Here is a 15,621-nt window from a genome sequence, read left to right on the forward strand (position 1 = left end):
GTGCTGCAAATGATAGCCTTCGCGCCACATTTATCTGGCTGATCACCATAAACAGACTGTTGGGCTAAAAACGTTCAGATTTAAAGTGGATTATTGCATTTGGGATCCCGATCACTGATGTATTTTCCATATAAATGTATCTTGCCGCCCAATTGTTACGGAGAAAATTTCTAAAAAACCGTAAAGCAACGAATTTCATATTATTTAATCGTTTTTATTTACTAGATTTTGTTGATTCCTCCAGGAGATACAGATGGAAACCACACAAACCAGCACTATCGTTTCGGGTGAAACCCGCAGCGGATGGCGCAAAACGGATACCATGTGGATGCTGGGCCTGTACGGCACGGCGATCGGCGCGGGCGTTTTGTTCCTGCCAATCAACGCCGGCGTCGGCGGTATGATCCCACTGATTATCATGGCTATTCTGGCCTTCCCGATGACCTTCTTCGCACACCGCGGTATGACCCGCTTCGTGCTTTCCGGTAAAAACCCGGGTGAAGACATCACCGAAGTGGTTGAAGAACACTTTGGCGTGGGCGCAGGTAAGCTGATTACTCTGCTCTACTTCTTCGCAATCTATCCGATTCTGCTGGTTTACAGCGTGGCTATCACCAACACCGTCGAAAGCTTCATGGCGCACCAGCTGCACATGACGCCGCCGCCGCGCGCCATTCTGTCGCTGATCCTGATTGTCGGCATGATGACCATCGTTCGTTTCGGCGAGCAGATGATCGTTAAAGCAATGAGCATCCTGGTATTCCCGTTCGTTATCGCGCTGATGATCCTGGCGCTGTATCTGATCCCACAGTGGAACGGCGCGGCGCTGGAAACCCTGTCGCTGAGCAGCGCGACAACAACCGGTAACGGTCTGCTGATGACTCTGTGGCTGGCGATCCCGGTGATGGTCTTCTCCTTTAACCACTCGCCGATCATCTCCTCCTTCGCGGTCGCGAAGCGTGAAGAGTACGGCGAAGGCGCTGAGAAGAAATGCTCCAGCATCCTGGCGCGCGCTCACATCATGATGGTGCTGACCGTTATGTTCTTCGTCTTCAGCTGCGTACTGAGCCTGTCTCCGGCAGACCTGGCGGCGGCGAAAGAGCAGAACATCTCGATTCTGTCTTACCTGGCGAACCACTTTAACGCACCGGTTATCGCCTGGATGGCGCCGATCATCGCGATGATCGCTATCACCAAATCCTTCCTCGGCCACTATCTGGGCGCTCGTGAAGGTTTCAACGGCATGGTGATTAAGTCTCTGCGCGGCAAAGGCAAAACCATCGAAATCAACAAACTGAACAAGCTGACCGCGCTGTTTATGCTGGTCACCACCTGGATTGTGGCCACGCTGAACCCGAGCATCCTCGGCATGATTGAGACCCTGGGCGGCCCGATTATTGCGATGATCCTGTTCCTGATGCCGATGTACGCTATCCAGAAAGTTCCGGCCATGCGCAAATACAGCGGCCACATCAGCAACGTCTTCGTTGTGATTATGGGCCTGATTGCCATCTCCGCGATTTTCTACTCTCTGTTCAGCTAATTCTCTTAAGACCTCCCCTCGCGCCGCTTAACGGCGGCGCGCTTTCCGACAGTACTGGAATACATCATGATCAGCGTATTCGATATTTTCAAAATCGGCATTGGCCCATCCAGCTCCCATACCGTTGGACCGATGAAAGCGGGCAAACAATTTACTGACGACCTGATTGAGCGCGGCCTGCTGGCTGACGTCAGCAAAGTCGTCGTTGACGTTTACGGCTCCCTGTCCCTGACCGGTAAAGGCCACCATACCGATATCGCCATTATCATGGGGCTGGCCGGCAATCTGCCGGATACCGTCGACATCGACGCGATCCCGGGCTTTATCCAGGACGTTAACACCCACGGCCGCCTGCTGCTGGCGAACGGCCAGCACGAAGTCGCGTTCCCTGTCGACCAGTGCATGAATTTCCATGCCGACAACCTGTCTCTGCATGAGAACGGCATGCGCATTACCGCGCTGGGCGGCGACAAGGTACTCTACAGCCAGACCTACTACTCCATCGGCGGCGGCTTTATCGTCGATGAAGAGCACTTCGGCCTGACCACCGAAGCGCCGGTTGCCGTGCCTTATCCGTATAAAAACGCCGCCGACCTGCAGAAACACTGCAATGAAACCGGCCTGTCGCTCTCCGGGCTGATGATGCAGAACGAGCTGGCGCTACACAGCAAAGAAGAGCTGGAACAGCACTTCGCCGCGGTGTGGGAAGTGATGAGCGCCGGTATCGAGCGCGGCATCACTACGGAAGGCGTGCTCCCGGGCAAACTGCGCGTCCCGCGCCGCGCCGCCGCGCTGCGCCGCATGCTTGTGAGCCAGGACAATACCAACAGCGACCCGATGGCGGTCGTGGACTGGATCAACATGTTCGCGCTGGCGGTAAACGAAGAGAACGCCGCCGGTGGCCGCGTGGTGACCGCGCCAACTAACGGCGCGTGCGGTATCGTTCCGGCGGTACTGGCCTACTACGACAAGTTTATCCGTAAGGTGAACGCTAACTCTCTGGCCCGCTATATGCTGGTCGCCAGCGCCATTGGCTCGCTGTATAAGATGAACGCCTCTATCTCCGGCGCCGAAGTCGGTTGCCAGGGCGAAGTCGGCGTGGCCTGCTCGATGGCCGCGGCCGGTCTGGCGGAGCTGCTGGGCGCTAGCCCGGCTCAGGTGTGCATCGCCGCGGAAATCGGTATGGAGCATAACCTCGGCCTGACCTGCGACCCGGTTGCCGGCCAGGTGCAGGTACCGTGCATCGAGCGTAACGCCATCGCGGCGGTCAAAGCGGTTAACGCCGCGCGCATGGCCCTGCGCCGTACCAGCGAACCGCGCGTGTGCCTCGATAAGGTTATCGAGACCATGTATGAAACGGGCAAAGATATGAACGCCAAGTACCGCGAAACCTCTCGCGGCGGCCTGGCGATGAAAATCGTCGCCTGCGATTAACGCCTCTGGCCCGGCACGCTTCGGTATGTCGGGCCAACTCTCCTCCAGCCCTGGCTCATTCTGCGAGCCTGCTTCCCGAACTTCGCTCTACCAATAGCCTCGCCTTGCCACCGATGTTACCCTTACAACCTGAGAACAAAGGGAGGTATCTTGTGGCTGTTCATCTGTTAATTGTCGACGCGCTCAACCTGATCCGCCGTATTCATGCGGTACAGGGTTCACCCTGCGCGGATACCTGCCTGCACGCCCTGGAACAGCTTATCGTCCACAGCCAGCCGACGCACGCCGTGGCGGTGTTCGACGATGAAGACCGCGCCCACGGCTGGCGCCATCAGCGGCTGCCGGACTATAAAGCCGGGCGCGCGCCGATGCCGGAAACGCTGGAGGCGGAAATGCCGGCGCTGCGGGCGGCCTTCGAACAGCGCGGTATCCGCTGCTGGGCGCTGCCCGGCAGCGAAGCGGACGACCTGGCGGCCACGCTCGCCGTTAAAGTTGCCCAGGCCGGGCATCAGGCGACTATTGTCTCGACCGATAAAGGCTACTGTCAGCTGCTGTCGCCGACCATTCGCATCCGCGACTATTTCCAGAAACGCTGGCTGGATGCGCCGTTTATCGCCAATGAATTCGGCGTGATGCCGGAGCAACTGCCGGACTACTGGGGCCTGGCGGGAATTAGCAGCTCGAAAGTACCGGGCGTTGCCGGGATTGGGCCGAAAAGCGCGGCGCAGCTGTTAACGGATTATCAGGATTTAGAAGGCATCTACGCGCGGCTTGCCGAAGTGCCGGAGAAGTGGCGTAAGAAGCTTGAAGAGCATAAAGAGATGGCATTTACCTGCCGGGAAATCGCCCGCCTGCAAACGGATTTACAGCTCGATGGCAACCTGCAGCAGCTGCGTTTGCCATCCGCGTGATCCCCGGCCGCGCTGATGCGTGGCCGGGGCTGCTGAGCGCTGATTAGCGCTCGTCGCGGCGGCCGCCGACCGCCGCCCACAGGCGACGCACGTGTACGGTCACTTCTTCACGGTCGTGATACAGCTGACGGGCCTGAATCTGCGCGTTAATACCGTGCTCATCAAGCTGCGCCTGAATATAGGCCAGGTTTTGCGACACCTCTTCATAGCGCTTTTTCATCGGCAGCTTAAGGTTAAAAATGGTCTCGCGGCACCAGCCGTTCACCAGCCACTGCGCCATTAACGCCGCCACCTTCGCCGGTTTCTCAACCATGTCGCACACCATCCACGAGATGTTGTTGCGGTTCGGACGATAGCGGAAGCCATCTTCACGCAGCCAGGTCACCTGTCCGGTATCCATCAGGCTCTGCGCCATCGGGCCGTTATCGACCGAAGAGACCCACATGTTGCGCTTCACCAGTTGATAGGTCCAGCCGCCCGGGCAGGCGCCGAGATCCACCGCGTACATGCCATTCGCCAGACGCTCGTCCCACTCATCCGCCGGAATGAAGACGTGAAACGCCTCTTCCAGCTTCAGCGTCGAACGGCTCGGCGCATCGGAAGGGAACTTCAGGCGCGGGATCCCCATATAAAACGGCGAGTTGTTATTGCTAAAGGAGTAGCCGGTGTAACAGCAGCCGGGGGCGATAAAGAACACGTGCACCACCGGACGCTTTGGCGTTTCATAGTTGGTCAGCACGCCGGCTTCACGCAGCGCCGCGCGCAGCGGCACCGTGAACTTGCGGCAGAACTTCATCAGCTCCTTGCTTTCGTTGGTATCCGCCACCTCAACGCGCAGATCGCCGCCCTTTTCCACCACGCCCTGCAGCATGCCGACGATCGGCGTGATGCGGTCTTCCGGCGGCAGGTCGCGCAGCAGTTCGCCAACGACGAACATCTGGCGCGCGAAAATCAGCGAGCTAAACGGTAGATCGCGCACCAGCTTCTCGCCATCGCCCTGCTGATAGCACTCAAAAATCACATAGCCGGAGTCGTCTTTGACCCGGGCAAAACCAAATACCTCAAGGCGGGCTGCCTTATCGGTAATTTCTGCTGCGCACTCTTTCTCAAACCCGGGGCGACAATAGAGGACAACCTTATTCATGAACAACGCCCTTACGTTTCAGACGAATTGCACCAATTAACATTAATACCCAACCGGCTAGGAAGCAGACGCCGCCTACCGGGGTAACGAACGCCCACAGGCGTAAATGCGACAGCGCCAGGCAATATAAGCTGCCGCTGAACAACACGGTTCCCAGCGCCAAAAACACGCTGCTCCAGTAAAACCAGATGCTTATCCGCCGCTGCATGGCGACAGACAGGCCTAAAATCGCCAGCGTATGAAACGCCTGATACTCAAGGCCGGTGTGGATCCAGGCCATTTCGGCCGCACCCAGCGATTTACTTAATACGTGTGCGCCAAAGGCGCCCAGAGCCACAAAGATAAAGCCGCTGATGGCGGCAAAAATCAGCATAAAACGGCTGGTCATGTTGATACCCTACAAAGTCAGTTAACGCCTGGTCATCAGGCCGTTATTGTTCGTAACGAAAGCGGAATTTTTCTTGTTCGCTCGCCGCCTTCGCTAAAATCCACTGGCGGAAAGCGGCTATTTTACCCAGTTCAGCCTGACTGTCATGACAAACAAGGTAAAACGCGTTCTTACTGACCAGAACATCATTAAACGGGCAGACCAAACGGCCTGCTTCAATTTCGGACTGGGCCATAACGTTATTGGCCAGTGCGACGCCTTGTCCATGGATTGCCGCCTGCAGCACCATCGCGCTGTGGCTGAATATCGGTCCCTGTTGCACATTGATATGATTTAGACCCAGTTGCCGGGTATAAGTTTGCCAGTCGCGGCGAGACGCATCATGTAACAGCGTATGTTGCGCCAGATCGGCAGGCGTTTTCAACGCTTTGTCACCGGTTAACAACAACGGCGAACAAACCGGCAGTAAATATTCGGCGTACAGTTTTTCAACACGCAGCCCTGGCCAGTTGCCGCGGCCATAGAAAATCGCCACGTCGACGTCGTCGGCCAGTTTATCTTCCTGACGGTCCACCGCCTGGATACGCACATCGATCCCCGGATAAGCTGAGTTAAAGCTTGAGAGTCGCGGCACCAGCCACTGAATGGCGAAACTGGGCAATAAACTAACAGTTAGCGCTCCTTTCGCGCTGCGCGCCTGCAGTTTACGCGTCGCTTCGGTGAGCTGCGAAAAAATCTCTTTAATATCCTGAAAATAGCTTTGCCCCTCTTCCGTTAACAGCAGCGAGCGATTGCGTCGACGAAACAGCTTCAGGCCCAGAAAGTCCTCTAGTGACTTGATTTGGTGACTTACTGCGGCCTGCGTCACAAAAAGCTCATCGGCTGCGCGAGTGAAGCTAAGATGACGTGCGGCTGCATCAAAAACACGTAATGCATTCAGAGGTGGTAATCGCTTCGACATGGTTATTCTGACTGAGATGTTAACGAGTTTTAACAAATAGGAAACAACAGTTAACCTATTAGTTTTTTTTATCTGAGCCATTATAAATTGTCCGTTGAGGTTCTACCAGCAAATACCTATAGTGGCGGCACTTCCTGAGCCGGAACGAAAAGCTTTTTTTGGAATGCGTGTTCCAACAAGCTTTTGGCTTACGGTTGTGATGTTGTGTTGTTGTGTTTGCAATTGGTCTGGGTTTGCAGACCATGGTAGCAAGGCTACCTTTTCACTTCCTGTACATTTACCCTGTCTGTCCATAGTGATTTAATGTAGCACCGCAATGCGCGGTGCTTTTTTTTGCCGAAAAATCACCGTTCTCCCCGCCTCCTCGCTATCACCAGCCTTGCCCTAATGGGGAATTTGCGCGACGATCGTGATATCGATATGAGGAATTCCATGAACGCATTCAATCCCGCCCATTTCCGCGCCCAGTTTCCAGCCCTGGCGGATGCCGGCGTCTACCTGGATAGCGCGGCGACGGCGCTAAAACCGCTGGCCGTGATCGATGCCAGCGACCAGTTTTATCGCCTGAGCGCCGGCAACGTCCACCGCAGCCAGTTTGCCGCCGCCCAGCATCTTACCGAGCGCTACGAGGCGGCGCGCGAACGCGTCGCCAACTGGCTTAACGCGCCTTCCGGCAAAGATATCGTCTGGACCCGCGGCACCACCGAAGCCATCAATATGGTCGCGCAGAGTTACGTGCGCCCGCGCCTGCATCCTGGCGATGAGATAATCGTCAGCGAAGCCGAACACCACGCCAACCTGGTACCGTGGCTGATGGTTGCCGAACAAACCGGCGCGCGGGTGGTCAAGCTGCCGTTGGGCGCCGATCGTCTGCCGAATGTCGCGCAACTCCCTTCGCTTATTTCTCCGCGCAGCCGGGTGCTGGCGATTGGCCAGATGTCTAACGTCACCGGCGGCTGCCCCGACCTGCAGCATGCTATTGCTCTCGCCCATCAGGCGGGAATGATAGTGATGGTTGATGGCGCGCAGGGGGCGGTGCACTTCCCCGCCGACGTGCAGGCGCTGGATATCGATTTTTATGCCTTCTCCGCCCACAAGCTGTATGGCCCAACGGGTATTGGCGCGCTGTATGGCAAAAGCGACCTGCTGGCGGAGATGTCGCCGTGGCTCGGCGGCGGCAAAATGATTACTGAAGTCTCGTTCGATGGTTTTAAAACCCAGCCCGCCCCCTGGCGGCTTGAAGCCGGGACGCCCAACGTCGCCGGCGTTATCGGCCTCAGCGCCGCGCTGGAATGGCTGCAGGAGATCGATCTTGCACAGGCGGAAAACTGGAGCCGTAGCCTGGCGACGCTTGCGGAAGATGAACTGGCAAAACGGCCCGGCTTTCGTTCGTTCCGCTGCCAGGATTCGAGCCTGCTGGCCTTTGATTTCGAGGGCGTACACCATAGCGATATGGTTACGCTGCTGGCGGAGTCCGGCATTGCGCTACGCGCCGGGCAACATTGCGCGCAGCCGCTGCTGGCGGCATTAGGCGTCAGCGGTACGCTGCGCGCCTCATTCGCGCCGTACAATACGCAAGATGATGTTTATGCGCTGGTGCACGCTATCGACCGCGCGCTGGAAATACTGGTGGATTAATGATGACTTCCCAACCTTTAAGCGCCGCGCTCAGCGAAGCGACGCTGCGCCAGACCTTCGCCCCGCTGACCCAGTGGGAAGATAAGTACCGCCAGTTGATTTTAGTGGGTAAGAAACTGCCGCCATTAACGGATGACCAGCGGGCGCAGGCGAAAGAGATTGCGGGCTGCGAAAACCGCGTCTGGCTGGGGTATCAGGTTGATGCCGAGGGCAAGATGCGCTTCTTTGGCGATAGCGAAGGGCGTATCGTGCGCGGTCTGCTGGCGGTGCTGTTAGCCGCCTGCGACGGAAAAAGCGCCGCTGAGATTTTAGCGAAAGATCCGTTGGCGTTATTCGATGAGCTGGGTTTGCGCGGGCAGCTTAGCGCTTCGCGCAGCCAGGGGCTGCAGGCGCTAAGCGACGCGGTGCTCGCCGCCGCCCGCGAGAACTAATTCAAACGCCGTCTCCCCGGCTTGCGCTACGCTGAGCCGGGCTACGGTTCTGCGCCGTCCGGGGAAACGCCTGCCGGGCTATTCCCCCTGACGCTGCGCTTTCGCCAACATCTTCTTCAACGCATGGGATACGGCGACAAAACCAAAGGTCGCCGTCACCATAGTCGCCGCGCCAAAACCGGAGGCGCAATCCATCCGCTTCGGCCCTTCCGCCGTGCTTTTCATTGCGCATACGCTGCCATCCGCCTGCGGGTAGACCAACGCTTCGGTCGAGAAGACGCAATCGACGCCCAGCTTTCCTTTACTGTTCTTCACTACGCCGAACTGGCTTTTCAGCCGCTCACGCAGTTTCGCCGCCAGCGGATCCTGAATTGTTTTCGCCAAATCGGCGACCTGGATCTGCGTCGGATCAATTTGCCCGCCAGCTCCGCCGGTCGTCACCAACGGGACTTTATAACGACGGCACCAGGCGATCAGCGCCGCTTTTGGCCTGACGCTATCGATCGCATCGATAACATAGCTAAAGCCCGCTCCCAGGTATTCCGCTACGTTCTCGGGCGTGATGAAATCATCAATAACCGTGACCCGACACTCCGGGTTAATCAGACGTATACGCTCGGCCATCACTTCCGCTTTCGCCAGCCCAACGTTGCCGCCAAGGGCGTGGATTTGGCGATTGGTATTGGTGACGCAGACATCATCCATATCAATCAGCGTAATCGCGCCAATCCCGGTTCGCGCCAGCGCTTCCGCCGCCCATGAACCGACGCCGCCGATCCCGACCACGCAAACATGCGCCTCGGCAAAACACTGCAGCGCCTTTTCGCCATATAAACGCGCCGTGCCGCCAAACCGCTGGCGCCAGGCATCGCTGATTACTACAGACATAAAACCTCAGAATAAAGTGGAGACCCCGGACCGGCGCGTTGCGCTGATCCGGGTTAGAAACATACGGACGTTTAAACCTTAACCGCTAAAGACGCTACCGGCGCCTGGCGCGTTTTTCAGCACCCACACGCGGCCATAGTGGTTATACCAACCGGCGCGATGACCCGCATCCGGGCCGATGCCCTGGTAGATATCGAAGTGCTGGCCTTTAATCGCCCCGCCGACATCCAGCGCCACCATCAGGCGTAGCTCGTATTGACCATTAAACTTACCGTTATTATCCAGCAGAGGCACCTCGGCCAGCAAGGTGGTTCCCGGCGGAATAATCGAACGGTCAGAGGCGACCGACGCGCGGCCAATCAACGGTACCGCGCTCGCTCCTTTCACCGGCGCGTAGGACTGCGGTTTAAAGAAGACGAAAGAGGGGTTCTGTTCCAGCAGCTCGCGGACTTCCGCTTCGCTATGCTTTTCGCCCCATTCACGGATCGCCTGCATCGACATATCTTCCCGCTTCACTTCGCCGCGGTCGATAAGCACTTTACCGATGCTACGGTAAGGCCAGCCGTTTTTCCCGGCGTAGCTGAAGAAGTTAAGCGGCGAACCGTCGCCGAAATCGATATAGCCGCTGCCCTGCACGTCCATGATGAAGTTATCCATCAGCGAGTTGCTGTAGGCCAGCACGTAGTTATCGCTGAGCGCTCCGGCATAGATGCTGGCGCGGGAAGGGAGCTTGCCGTTTTTCGGCGGCATACGGTAAATAGGATACTGGAACTCGCCCTGGCGAGTGTGGCGGGCCTGTACGACCGGGGTGTAGTAGCCGGTAAACTGCACGTTGCCGTAGTTATCAGCCCCCTGCATCTGCCAGGCATCAATACCAAACTGGCGTAACGTGCGGGTATCGCCGCCGGAACGCAGCCACTCCTGAATCGCGTTATAGACGCTGCTCTGGCTATTATAGAGACGCGGAGAGGCGCTACGAATCTGACCAACCTGCTGGGAGAAGTCGCCGGCGTTAATCGGCGCGCCTACCGCATCAGGTTGGTTTACCAATGAAAACGGCTGGGTAAACTTGCCATCACTATATTGCTGACCGCGATCGGTCGGTTTCGAGGAACAGGCGGCGAGCATCGCCAGCATTGCCCCCGTCGCTACATATTTTGCCCAACGTCCTTTCATGGTATCTCTTCTTTATTGCTGCTAAGCCTTAGTGCGTGATGAAGATAACAAACCCATGCGGCTAATGAAATGCGCGAAAGCGCGCCGCAGCCCAAATTGTGTAAAAATCCGCCCATCACTGTCTATTTCGCCGCCACCCCTTACAAAATTGACGATTTCTACGAAAAAAGGTTGCATCAGAACGCTAGCGGAGTATAGTGCGCTTCCACGGACGCGGGGTGGAGCAGCCTGGTAGCTCGTCGGGCTCATAACCCGAAGGTCGTCGGTTCAAATCCGGCCCCCGCAACCAATTAAAATCTGAAGTAAATCTACTCGATGGAAGAGTAGACGCGGACGCGGGGTGGAGCAGCCTGGTAGCTCGTCGGGCTCATAACCCGAAGGTCGTCGGTTCAAATCCGGCCCCCGCAACCAATTACAATCAGAAGCAAATTTACTCGATGGAAGAGTAAAGACGGACGCGGGGTGGAGCAGCCTGGTAGCTCGTCGGGCTCATAACCCGAAGGTCGTCGGTTCAAATCCGGCCCCCGCAACCAACACATTGAACACCCTAAAGGGTGTTTTTTTGTTTCTGCCATCCGTAAATACCGCTACAAAAAAAGCGCCCGAAGGCGCTATTTTTTTATCCGCGTCTGGCCAACGTCGCCCCATCGGCAAAGTAGGCTTTGATCCCCGCCAGAATCGACTCCGCCACTTCCTGCTGGAATTTCGCGGTCTTCAGTTTACGCTCTTCTTCGACGTTACTGATAAAGGCCGTTTCGACCAGAATCGAAGGGATATCCGGCGCCTTCAGCACCGCAAAGCCCGCCTGCTCCACCTGATTTTTATGCAGCTTATTAATATTGCCCATTTTTTGCAGCACCGCTTTACCAAATTTCAGGCTGTCGGCGATGGTCAATGACTGCACCATATCGAACATGGTGTGATCGACGTAACGATCGCCGCTCTTGCTGACGCCGCCGATTAAGTCCGAGGCGTTCTGCGTTTGCGCGAGGTATTTTGCGGCGGTACTGGTCGCGCCCTTGGTCGAGAGCGCGAACACCGAAGAGCCGCTCGGCTGACGGCTGGTAAAGGCGTCGGCGTGAATCGAAACGAACAGGTCGGCACGCTGCTTCTGCGCCTTGGCGACACGCACCTTCAATGGAATAAACACGTCTTCGTTACGGGTCATAAAGACCTTCATATTGCCTTCACGCTCAATGAGCGCGCGCAATCGACGGGCAATCTGCAGCACCACGTCTTTCTCACGAGTACGGTATTTACCAATCGCGCCGGAGTCTTCACCACCGTGGCCGGGATCGAGCATGATAACGATAGGACGATCGCGCCCGGCTTTCCCCGGCTGAGGCCCGCTCTCTGCCGGCGGTACCTGACGTTCCAGATCGCCTTTGTTGTAATCTTCCAGTAACGCCAGTAGCGGATCCTGCACATCGGTGGCCGTAGAGGGATAAAGGTCCATCACCAGACGCTCTTTAAAACCGGCGACCGGCGCCAGCGCAAACAGCTGCGGTTTGACGTTTTGTTTCAGTTCAAACACCATCCGCACGGTTTGCGGGTCGAACTGGCCCACGCGCGCGGATTTGATATAAGGGTCGTCGTCGCGGATCTGCCCGCCCATCCCTTTCAGGACCGAATTCAGGTTAACGCCTGCAATATCAACCACCACTCGCTCAGGATTGCTTAACGCAAACTGCCGATATTTCAGTACATGATTGGATTCCACCGTGACGCGGGTGTAGGTCGACGACGGCCAGATACGCACCGCGACAACCTGCGCGGCGGCGGCCAAACCGACCGGACTTACACTCATTAACCACATGGCGCCCGCCCCTTGTAAAAAACGACGGCGGCTTAATCCCGACTTGTATCCCGACATGCCACTCCCAAGCAAAAAAACGCGTTTGAAGCCAAAATGAACAGATTGACCAGAAACTTTAACTAAAGCCGCATAACCTGTCATCTATAAAAGGGTAAACAAACTTTGACACCCAAGGTTTTGTCACAATGTTTTCGCAAATTAGTGACAAATTAGGGGTTGCGCCACGAAGCAAAACAGAATAAAAATACACTTATTACGAATAATCATGCATTGAGGGTTTATCATGGTGAAGGAGCGTCGCACTGAACTGGTCGAGGGATTCCGCCATTCTGTTCCCTATATAAACGCGCACCGGGGAAAAACGTTTGTCATCATGCTGGGCGGAGAAGCCATCGAGCACGATAACTTTTCCAGCATAGTCAATGACATTGGCTTATTGCACAGCCTCGGTATTCGCCTGGTGGTGGTCTATGGCGCCCGCCCGCAGATTGACGCCAATCTCGCAGAACATCACCACGAGCCGGTTTATCACAAGCAGACCCGCGTCACCGACGCCAAAACCCTTGAGCTGGTTAAGCAGGCCGCCGGTATGCTGCAGTTAGAAATTACCGCCCGCCTGTCGATGAGCCTCGGCAATACGCCCCTGCAGGGGGCGCATATCAACGTGGTGAGCGGCAATTTTATTATCGCTCAACCCCTTGGCGTCGATGATGGCGTGGATTACTGCCACAGCGGCCGTATTCGCCGCATCGATGAAGAAGCCATTCATCGCCAACTGGACAGCGGCGCAATCGTGCTCATGGGCCCGGTCGCGGTATCCGTCACCGGCGAGAGCTTCAACCTCACTTCTGAAGAGATAGCCACCCAACTGGCGGTAAAGCTGAAAGCTGAAAAGATGATCGGCTTCTGCTCGTCGCAGGGGGTCTACGACCAGCATGGCGAGATCGTTTCCGAGCTGTTCCCTAACGAGGCGCAGGCGCGGGTAGAGGAGCTGGAAGCGGAAGAAGATTATAATTCCGGTACCGTACGTTTCCTGCGCGGGGCGGTGAAAGCCTGCCGCAGCGGCGTGCGCCGCTGCCATTTAATTAGCTATCAGGAAGATGGCGCGCTACTGCAGGAGCTGTTCTCACGTGACGGTATCGGTACGCAGATCGTCATGGAAAGCGCCGAGCAGATCCGCCGGGCAACCATTAACGATATCGGCGGCATCCTCGATCTTATCAGCCCGCTGGAGCAGCAAGGCATTCTGGTGCGTCGCTCGCGCGAACAGTTGGAGATGGAGATAGATAAATTCACCATTATTCAGCGCGACAACACCACCATCGCCTGCGCCGCGCTCTATCCGTTCCCGGAAGAGAAAATCGGCGAAATGGCCTGCGTGGCGGTGCACCCGGATTACCGTAGTTCGTCACGCGGCGAGGTACTGCTGAGCCGTATCGCCGCCCAGGCGAAGCAGATGGGGCTCAGCAAGCTATTCGTGTTGACCACCCGCAGTATTCACTGGTTCCAGGAACGCGGCTTTACCCCGGTGGATATTGATTTGCTGCCGGAGAGTAAAAAACAGATGTACAACTATCAGCGTCGTTCGAAGGTGTTGATGGCTGACCTCGGCTGACGGATACTCCCCCGGATAGCGGCTTGCGCCTTATCCGGGCTACCTGACTGCAAATAGGCATATCCCACGCCTTCAGAACAGTAATTTTGTTCTATCACCGCCACATCAGTGACATATTTCCAGCATCCGGGCTTTATTCCTGGTTTAATATCGATGTATATCTTTCTCACTGCATCAACGCTATGATCCCCCCTAACGAATGAAATCCCAGAACATTATTGATAAACATGATGGATAATGCCTAAATCTGATAATTGGATTACTAGTCGATCGCGGAAGGTTGTTTCCACCATTGCTATATATCCATGGTTAATAATATTGATAGTACATATTAATCAGAGTCTCACCCCCGACAATTTTACGGAAGATGGATTACATCTACTGGCTCTTATCACTTTATTATCGATTATTAACCTTACGCTTTCGCTCATCACTATCGGATGCATGAGCGTTTTTACATTGCTAAAACCGAGAAGGCTAAAAATCTATTTCTGCGCAATGAACACCATGTTACCGCTTTGGCTATATCTTTATACTTAACAGCAAATTACGATATATTTCCGGTAAGAATAGTTCAAAAACGCCATCAAGGACAGGTATAATTATGGAAAAGAAACCTAATTGGCTAGTCAGACATATAAAGAAAATAACTTTCACAGTATCAATTTACCCGTGGATTATTATTATTGCATTAATTTTGGATTGCTATCAGCATTCCATAAGCGGTTATGCGGCGATAGGTGAAGTTGTGGCCATATTCTTTTTAAGCATAATTTTATCTGTTCTTAATTTAATTATATCATCAATCATTATCATCTCTGCCAAAAAATCAAAACCTCCGCTCGCCAAAGGCTCGCCTGCTTATTTTCTCGCCATGAATTCGATTTCAGCATCATGGATAATTCTTATGCTTTTATGGCAATAATAATCATAATGACTATAGCATTAACTCTTTAAAGTATAATAATACATAAGGATATATACTTATTATGGAAAAGAAAGGCAATTGGCTGGTCAGAAACATAGGATGCATTTCAACATTTATTGCATTGTATCCCTGGTTTTGCTTACTGCTGGTGCACTTAACGAATAGTGGCGTTGCAGCATTTTTCGGCTATTTGATGGTTAGCTTTTTATTAGCTATAGCCAACTTAATCATTTCAACAATCATCATTATTATTGTAAAAAATTCCAAGCCACCACTAAGAAATGGTGCAACATTATATTTTTTATGCATGAATTCAATATCTGTGGCGTGGATGATATTAATGTCACTAATTTACTAAGCAAATCAGACCAGAACGACTTCTTTAATTATATTAACAAGCCACTCCAAAAGATAAAGGTTAACAATGAAAAAGAAAACCAACGTAATTACCAGAAACATAAAAAAAATCACCGCCGTGATTTCTATTTACCCTTGGATATTATTACTTTTAGCAATGATGAACAGTGGACCGGCCTATGCAGCCCTTGCCGCTGCCGCTATGGTTATTCTTTTATTTATCGTTTTATCCATCGTTAATCTTATTATTTCAGTGGTAATTATTGTTATTGCTGATATATCAACACCAAGTACTCCCAAAAGCTATGTAGCCTATTTCTTTGCCATGAACTCAGTCTCTTTACTCTGGCTATTACTTTTATTTGCTTACTAATCAGAGGTGAAGAGCGTA

The 15,621-nt window shown here is 54.4% G+C and carries 15 protein-coding genes and 3 tRNA genes; 12 read left to right on the top strand and 6 right to left on the bottom strand.

Annotated elements, in window-relative coordinates:
* Positions 1-253: 253 nt before the first annotated feature.
* From PGQ95_RS00590 to xni, 3 genes are all read left to right on the top strand, one after another.
* On the top strand, positions 254-1,543 hold the full coding sequence (locus tag PGQ95_RS00590) for an HAAAP family serine/threonine permease (protein WP_087858603.1): 1,290 nt from the start codon (positions 254-256) through the stop codon (positions 1,541-1,543).
* Between the two features lie 66 nt (positions 1,544-1,609).
* Complete coding sequence (locus PGQ95_RS00595; protein WP_087858604.1) at positions 1,610-2,977, top strand: L-serine ammonia-lyase; 1,368 nt, start codon at positions 1,610-1,612, stop codon at positions 2,975-2,977.
* Positions 2,978-3,129: 152 nt separating this feature from the next.
* The gene (gene xni / locus PGQ95_RS00600; RefSeq protein ID WP_047466376.1) at positions 3,130-3,888 is read left to right on the top strand and encodes a flap endonuclease Xni; all 759 of its coding nucleotides are present in this window, start codon (positions 3,130-3,132) and stop codon (positions 3,886-3,888) included.
* A gap of 43 nt (positions 3,889-3,931) precedes the next feature.
* Here xni and rlmM read toward each other — a convergent pair whose 3' ends face one another.
* The 3 genes from rlmM to gcvA are packed head-to-tail and all read right to left on the bottom strand — an operon-like array spanning position 3,932 to position 6,381.
* A complete protein-coding gene (gene rlmM, locus PGQ95_RS00605) occupies positions 3,932-5,032 on the bottom strand; it encodes a 23S rRNA (cytidine(2498)-2'-O)-methyltransferase RlmM (RefSeq protein ID WP_015369947.1) in 1,101 nt (366 codons plus the stop codon).
* Positions 5,025-5,420 carry a DUF423 domain-containing protein gene (locus PGQ95_RS00610; RefSeq protein WP_015369946.1) on the bottom strand — a complete coding sequence of 132 codons (396 nt, stop codon included), beginning with the start codon at positions 5,418-5,420 and terminating at the stop codon, positions 5,025-5,027. The genes rlmM and PGQ95_RS00610 overlap by 8 nt, the downstream gene beginning before the upstream one ends.
* 43 nt (positions 5,421-5,463) lie before the next feature.
* Positions 5,464-6,381, bottom strand: a complete 918-nt coding sequence (gene gcvA / locus PGQ95_RS00615; RefSeq protein ID WP_015369945.1) for a glycine cleavage system transcriptional regulator GcvA — start codon at positions 6,379-6,381, stop codon at positions 5,464-5,466.
* 432 nt (positions 6,382-6,813) lie between these two features.
* On the opposite strand from gcvA, the gene csdA reads away from it, so the two are divergent.
* Positions 6,814-8,019: a cysteine desulfurase CsdA gene (gene csdA, locus PGQ95_RS00620; RefSeq protein WP_213793487.1), complete on the top strand. Its 1,206-nt coding sequence runs from the start codon at positions 6,814-6,816 to the stop codon at positions 8,017-8,019.
* The gene (gene csdE, locus PGQ95_RS00625) at positions 8,019-8,450 is read left to right on the top strand and encodes a cysteine desulfurase sulfur acceptor subunit CsdE (protein WP_213793488.1); all 432 of its coding nucleotides are present in this window, start codon (positions 8,019-8,021) and stop codon (positions 8,448-8,450) included. Before csdA ends, csdE begins: the two co-directional genes overlap by 1 nt.
* Positions 8,451-8,528: 78 nt before the next feature.
* Here the strand turns inward: csdE and tcdA are convergent, their stop codons facing one another.
* Positions 8,529-9,338, bottom strand: coding sequence for a tRNA cyclic N6-threonylcarbamoyladenosine(37) synthase TcdA (gene tcdA, locus PGQ95_RS00630; RefSeq protein ID WP_072382456.1), 810 nt, complete (start codon positions 9,336-9,338; stop codon positions 8,529-8,531).
* A gap of 78 nt (positions 9,339-9,416) precedes the next feature.
* Entirely contained in the window at positions 9,417-10,514 is a 1,098-nt protein-coding gene (mltA, locus tag PGQ95_RS00635; protein WP_045377497.1) for a murein transglycosylase A, read from the bottom strand.
* A 212-nt stretch (positions 10,515-10,726) separates the two neighbouring features.
* Here mltA and PGQ95_RS00640 point away from each other — a divergent pair.
* From PGQ95_RS00640 to PGQ95_RS00650, 3 genes are all read left to right on the top strand, one after another.
* Positions 10,727-10,803 (top strand) — tRNA-Met (locus PGQ95_RS00640).
* 45 nt (positions 10,804-10,848) lie between these two features.
* A tRNA-Met gene (locus PGQ95_RS00645) sits at positions 10,849-10,925 on the top strand.
* Positions 10,926-10,970: 45 nt separating this feature from the next.
* Positions 10,971-11,047 (top strand) — tRNA-Met (locus PGQ95_RS00650).
* A gap of 86 nt (positions 11,048-11,133) precedes the next feature.
* Here the strand turns inward: PGQ95_RS00650 and amiC are convergent.
* Complete coding sequence (gene amiC / locus PGQ95_RS00655) at positions 11,134-12,387, bottom strand: N-acetylmuramoyl-L-alanine amidase AmiC (protein ID WP_430916692.1); 1,254 nt, start codon at positions 12,385-12,387, stop codon at positions 11,134-11,136.
* Between the two features lie 226 nt (positions 12,388-12,613).
* Here amiC and argA point away from each other — a divergent pair, with 226 nt between their 5' ends.
* The 4 genes from argA to PGQ95_RS00675 all read left to right on the top strand — a co-directional run bounded on the left by argA (position 12,614) and on the right by PGQ95_RS00675 (position 15,603).
* Positions 12,614-13,945 (top strand): amino-acid N-acetyltransferase, encoded by a 1,332-nt coding sequence (gene argA, locus PGQ95_RS00660; protein WP_015369939.1) that lies wholly within the window; start codon positions 12,614-12,616, stop codon positions 13,943-13,945.
* A 604-nt stretch (positions 13,946-14,549) separates the two neighbouring features.
* Complete coding sequence (locus tag PGQ95_RS00665; RefSeq protein WP_430916694.1) at positions 14,550-14,870, top strand: hypothetical protein; 321 nt, start codon at positions 14,550-14,552, stop codon at positions 14,868-14,870.
* Positions 14,871-14,934: 64 nt separating this feature from the next.
* Positions 14,935-15,231, top strand: coding sequence for a hypothetical protein (locus PGQ95_RS00670; RefSeq protein WP_430916696.1), 297 nt, complete (start codon positions 14,935-14,937; stop codon positions 15,229-15,231).
* 66 nt (positions 15,232-15,297) lie between these two features.
* The gene (locus PGQ95_RS00675; protein ID WP_143115452.1) at positions 15,298-15,603 is read left to right on the top strand and encodes a hypothetical protein; all 306 of its coding nucleotides are present in this window, start codon (positions 15,298-15,300) and stop codon (positions 15,601-15,603) included.
* The last annotated feature ends 18 nt before the right edge of the window (positions 15,604-15,621 follow it).

Source organism: Klebsiella sp. 141240 (assembly GCF_050600805.1).
Classification (GTDB): domain Bacteria; phylum Pseudomonadota; class Gammaproteobacteria; order Enterobacterales; family Enterobacteriaceae; genus Klebsiella; species Klebsiella aerogenes.

What these genes read in the sequence shown, in the direction of transcription:
- PGQ95_RS00590 (WP_087858603.1), top strand. Translation starts at nt 254, where the DNA reads ATGGAAACCACACAAACCAGCACTATCGTTTCGGGTGAAACCCGCAGC.
- PGQ95_RS00675 (WP_143115452.1), top strand. Translation starts at nt 15,298, where the DNA reads ATGAAAAAGAAAACCAACGTAATTACCAGAAACATAAAAAAAATCACC.
- argA (WP_015369939.1), top strand. Translation starts at nt 12,614, where the DNA reads ATGGTGAAGGAGCGTCGCACTGAACTGGTCGAGGGATTCCGCCATTCT.
- csdE (WP_213793488.1), top strand. Translation starts at nt 8,019, where the DNA reads ATGATGACTTCCCAACCTTTAAGCGCCGCGCTCAGCGAAGCGACGCTG.
- PGQ95_RS00665 (WP_430916694.1), top strand. Translation starts at nt 14,550, where the DNA reads ATGGAAAAGAAACCTAATTGGCTAGTCAGACATATAAAGAAAATAACT.
- PGQ95_RS00595 (WP_087858604.1), top strand. Translation starts at nt 1,610, where the DNA reads ATGATCAGCGTATTCGATATTTTCAAAATCGGCATTGGCCCATCCAGC.
- tcdA (WP_072382456.1), bottom strand. Translation starts at nt 9,338, where the DNA reads ATGTCTGTAGTAATCAGCGATGCCTGGCGCCAGCGGTTTGGCGGCACG.
- PGQ95_RS00610 (WP_015369946.1), bottom strand. Translation starts at nt 5,420, where the DNA reads ATGACCAGCCGTTTTATGCTGATTTTTGCCGCCATCAGCGGCTTTATC.
- gcvA (WP_015369945.1), bottom strand. Translation starts at nt 6,381, where the DNA reads ATGTCGAAGCGATTACCACCTCTGAATGCATTACGTGTTTTTGATGCA.
- csdA (WP_213793487.1), top strand. Translation starts at nt 6,814, where the DNA reads ATGAACGCATTCAATCCCGCCCATTTCCGCGCCCAGTTTCCAGCCCTG.
- mltA (WP_045377497.1), bottom strand. Translation starts at nt 10,514, where the DNA reads ATGAAAGGACGTTGGGCAAAATATGTAGCGACGGGGGCAATGCTGGCG.
- PGQ95_RS00670 (WP_430916696.1), top strand. Translation starts at nt 14,935, where the DNA reads ATGGAAAAGAAAGGCAATTGGCTGGTCAGAAACATAGGATGCATTTCA.
- rlmM (WP_015369947.1), bottom strand. Translation starts at nt 5,032, where the DNA reads ATGAATAAGGTTGTCCTCTATTGTCGCCCCGGGTTTGAGAAAGAGTGC.
- amiC (WP_430916692.1), bottom strand. Translation starts at nt 12,387, where the DNA reads ATGTCGGGATACAAGTCGGGATTAAGCCGCCGTCGTTTTTTACAAGGG.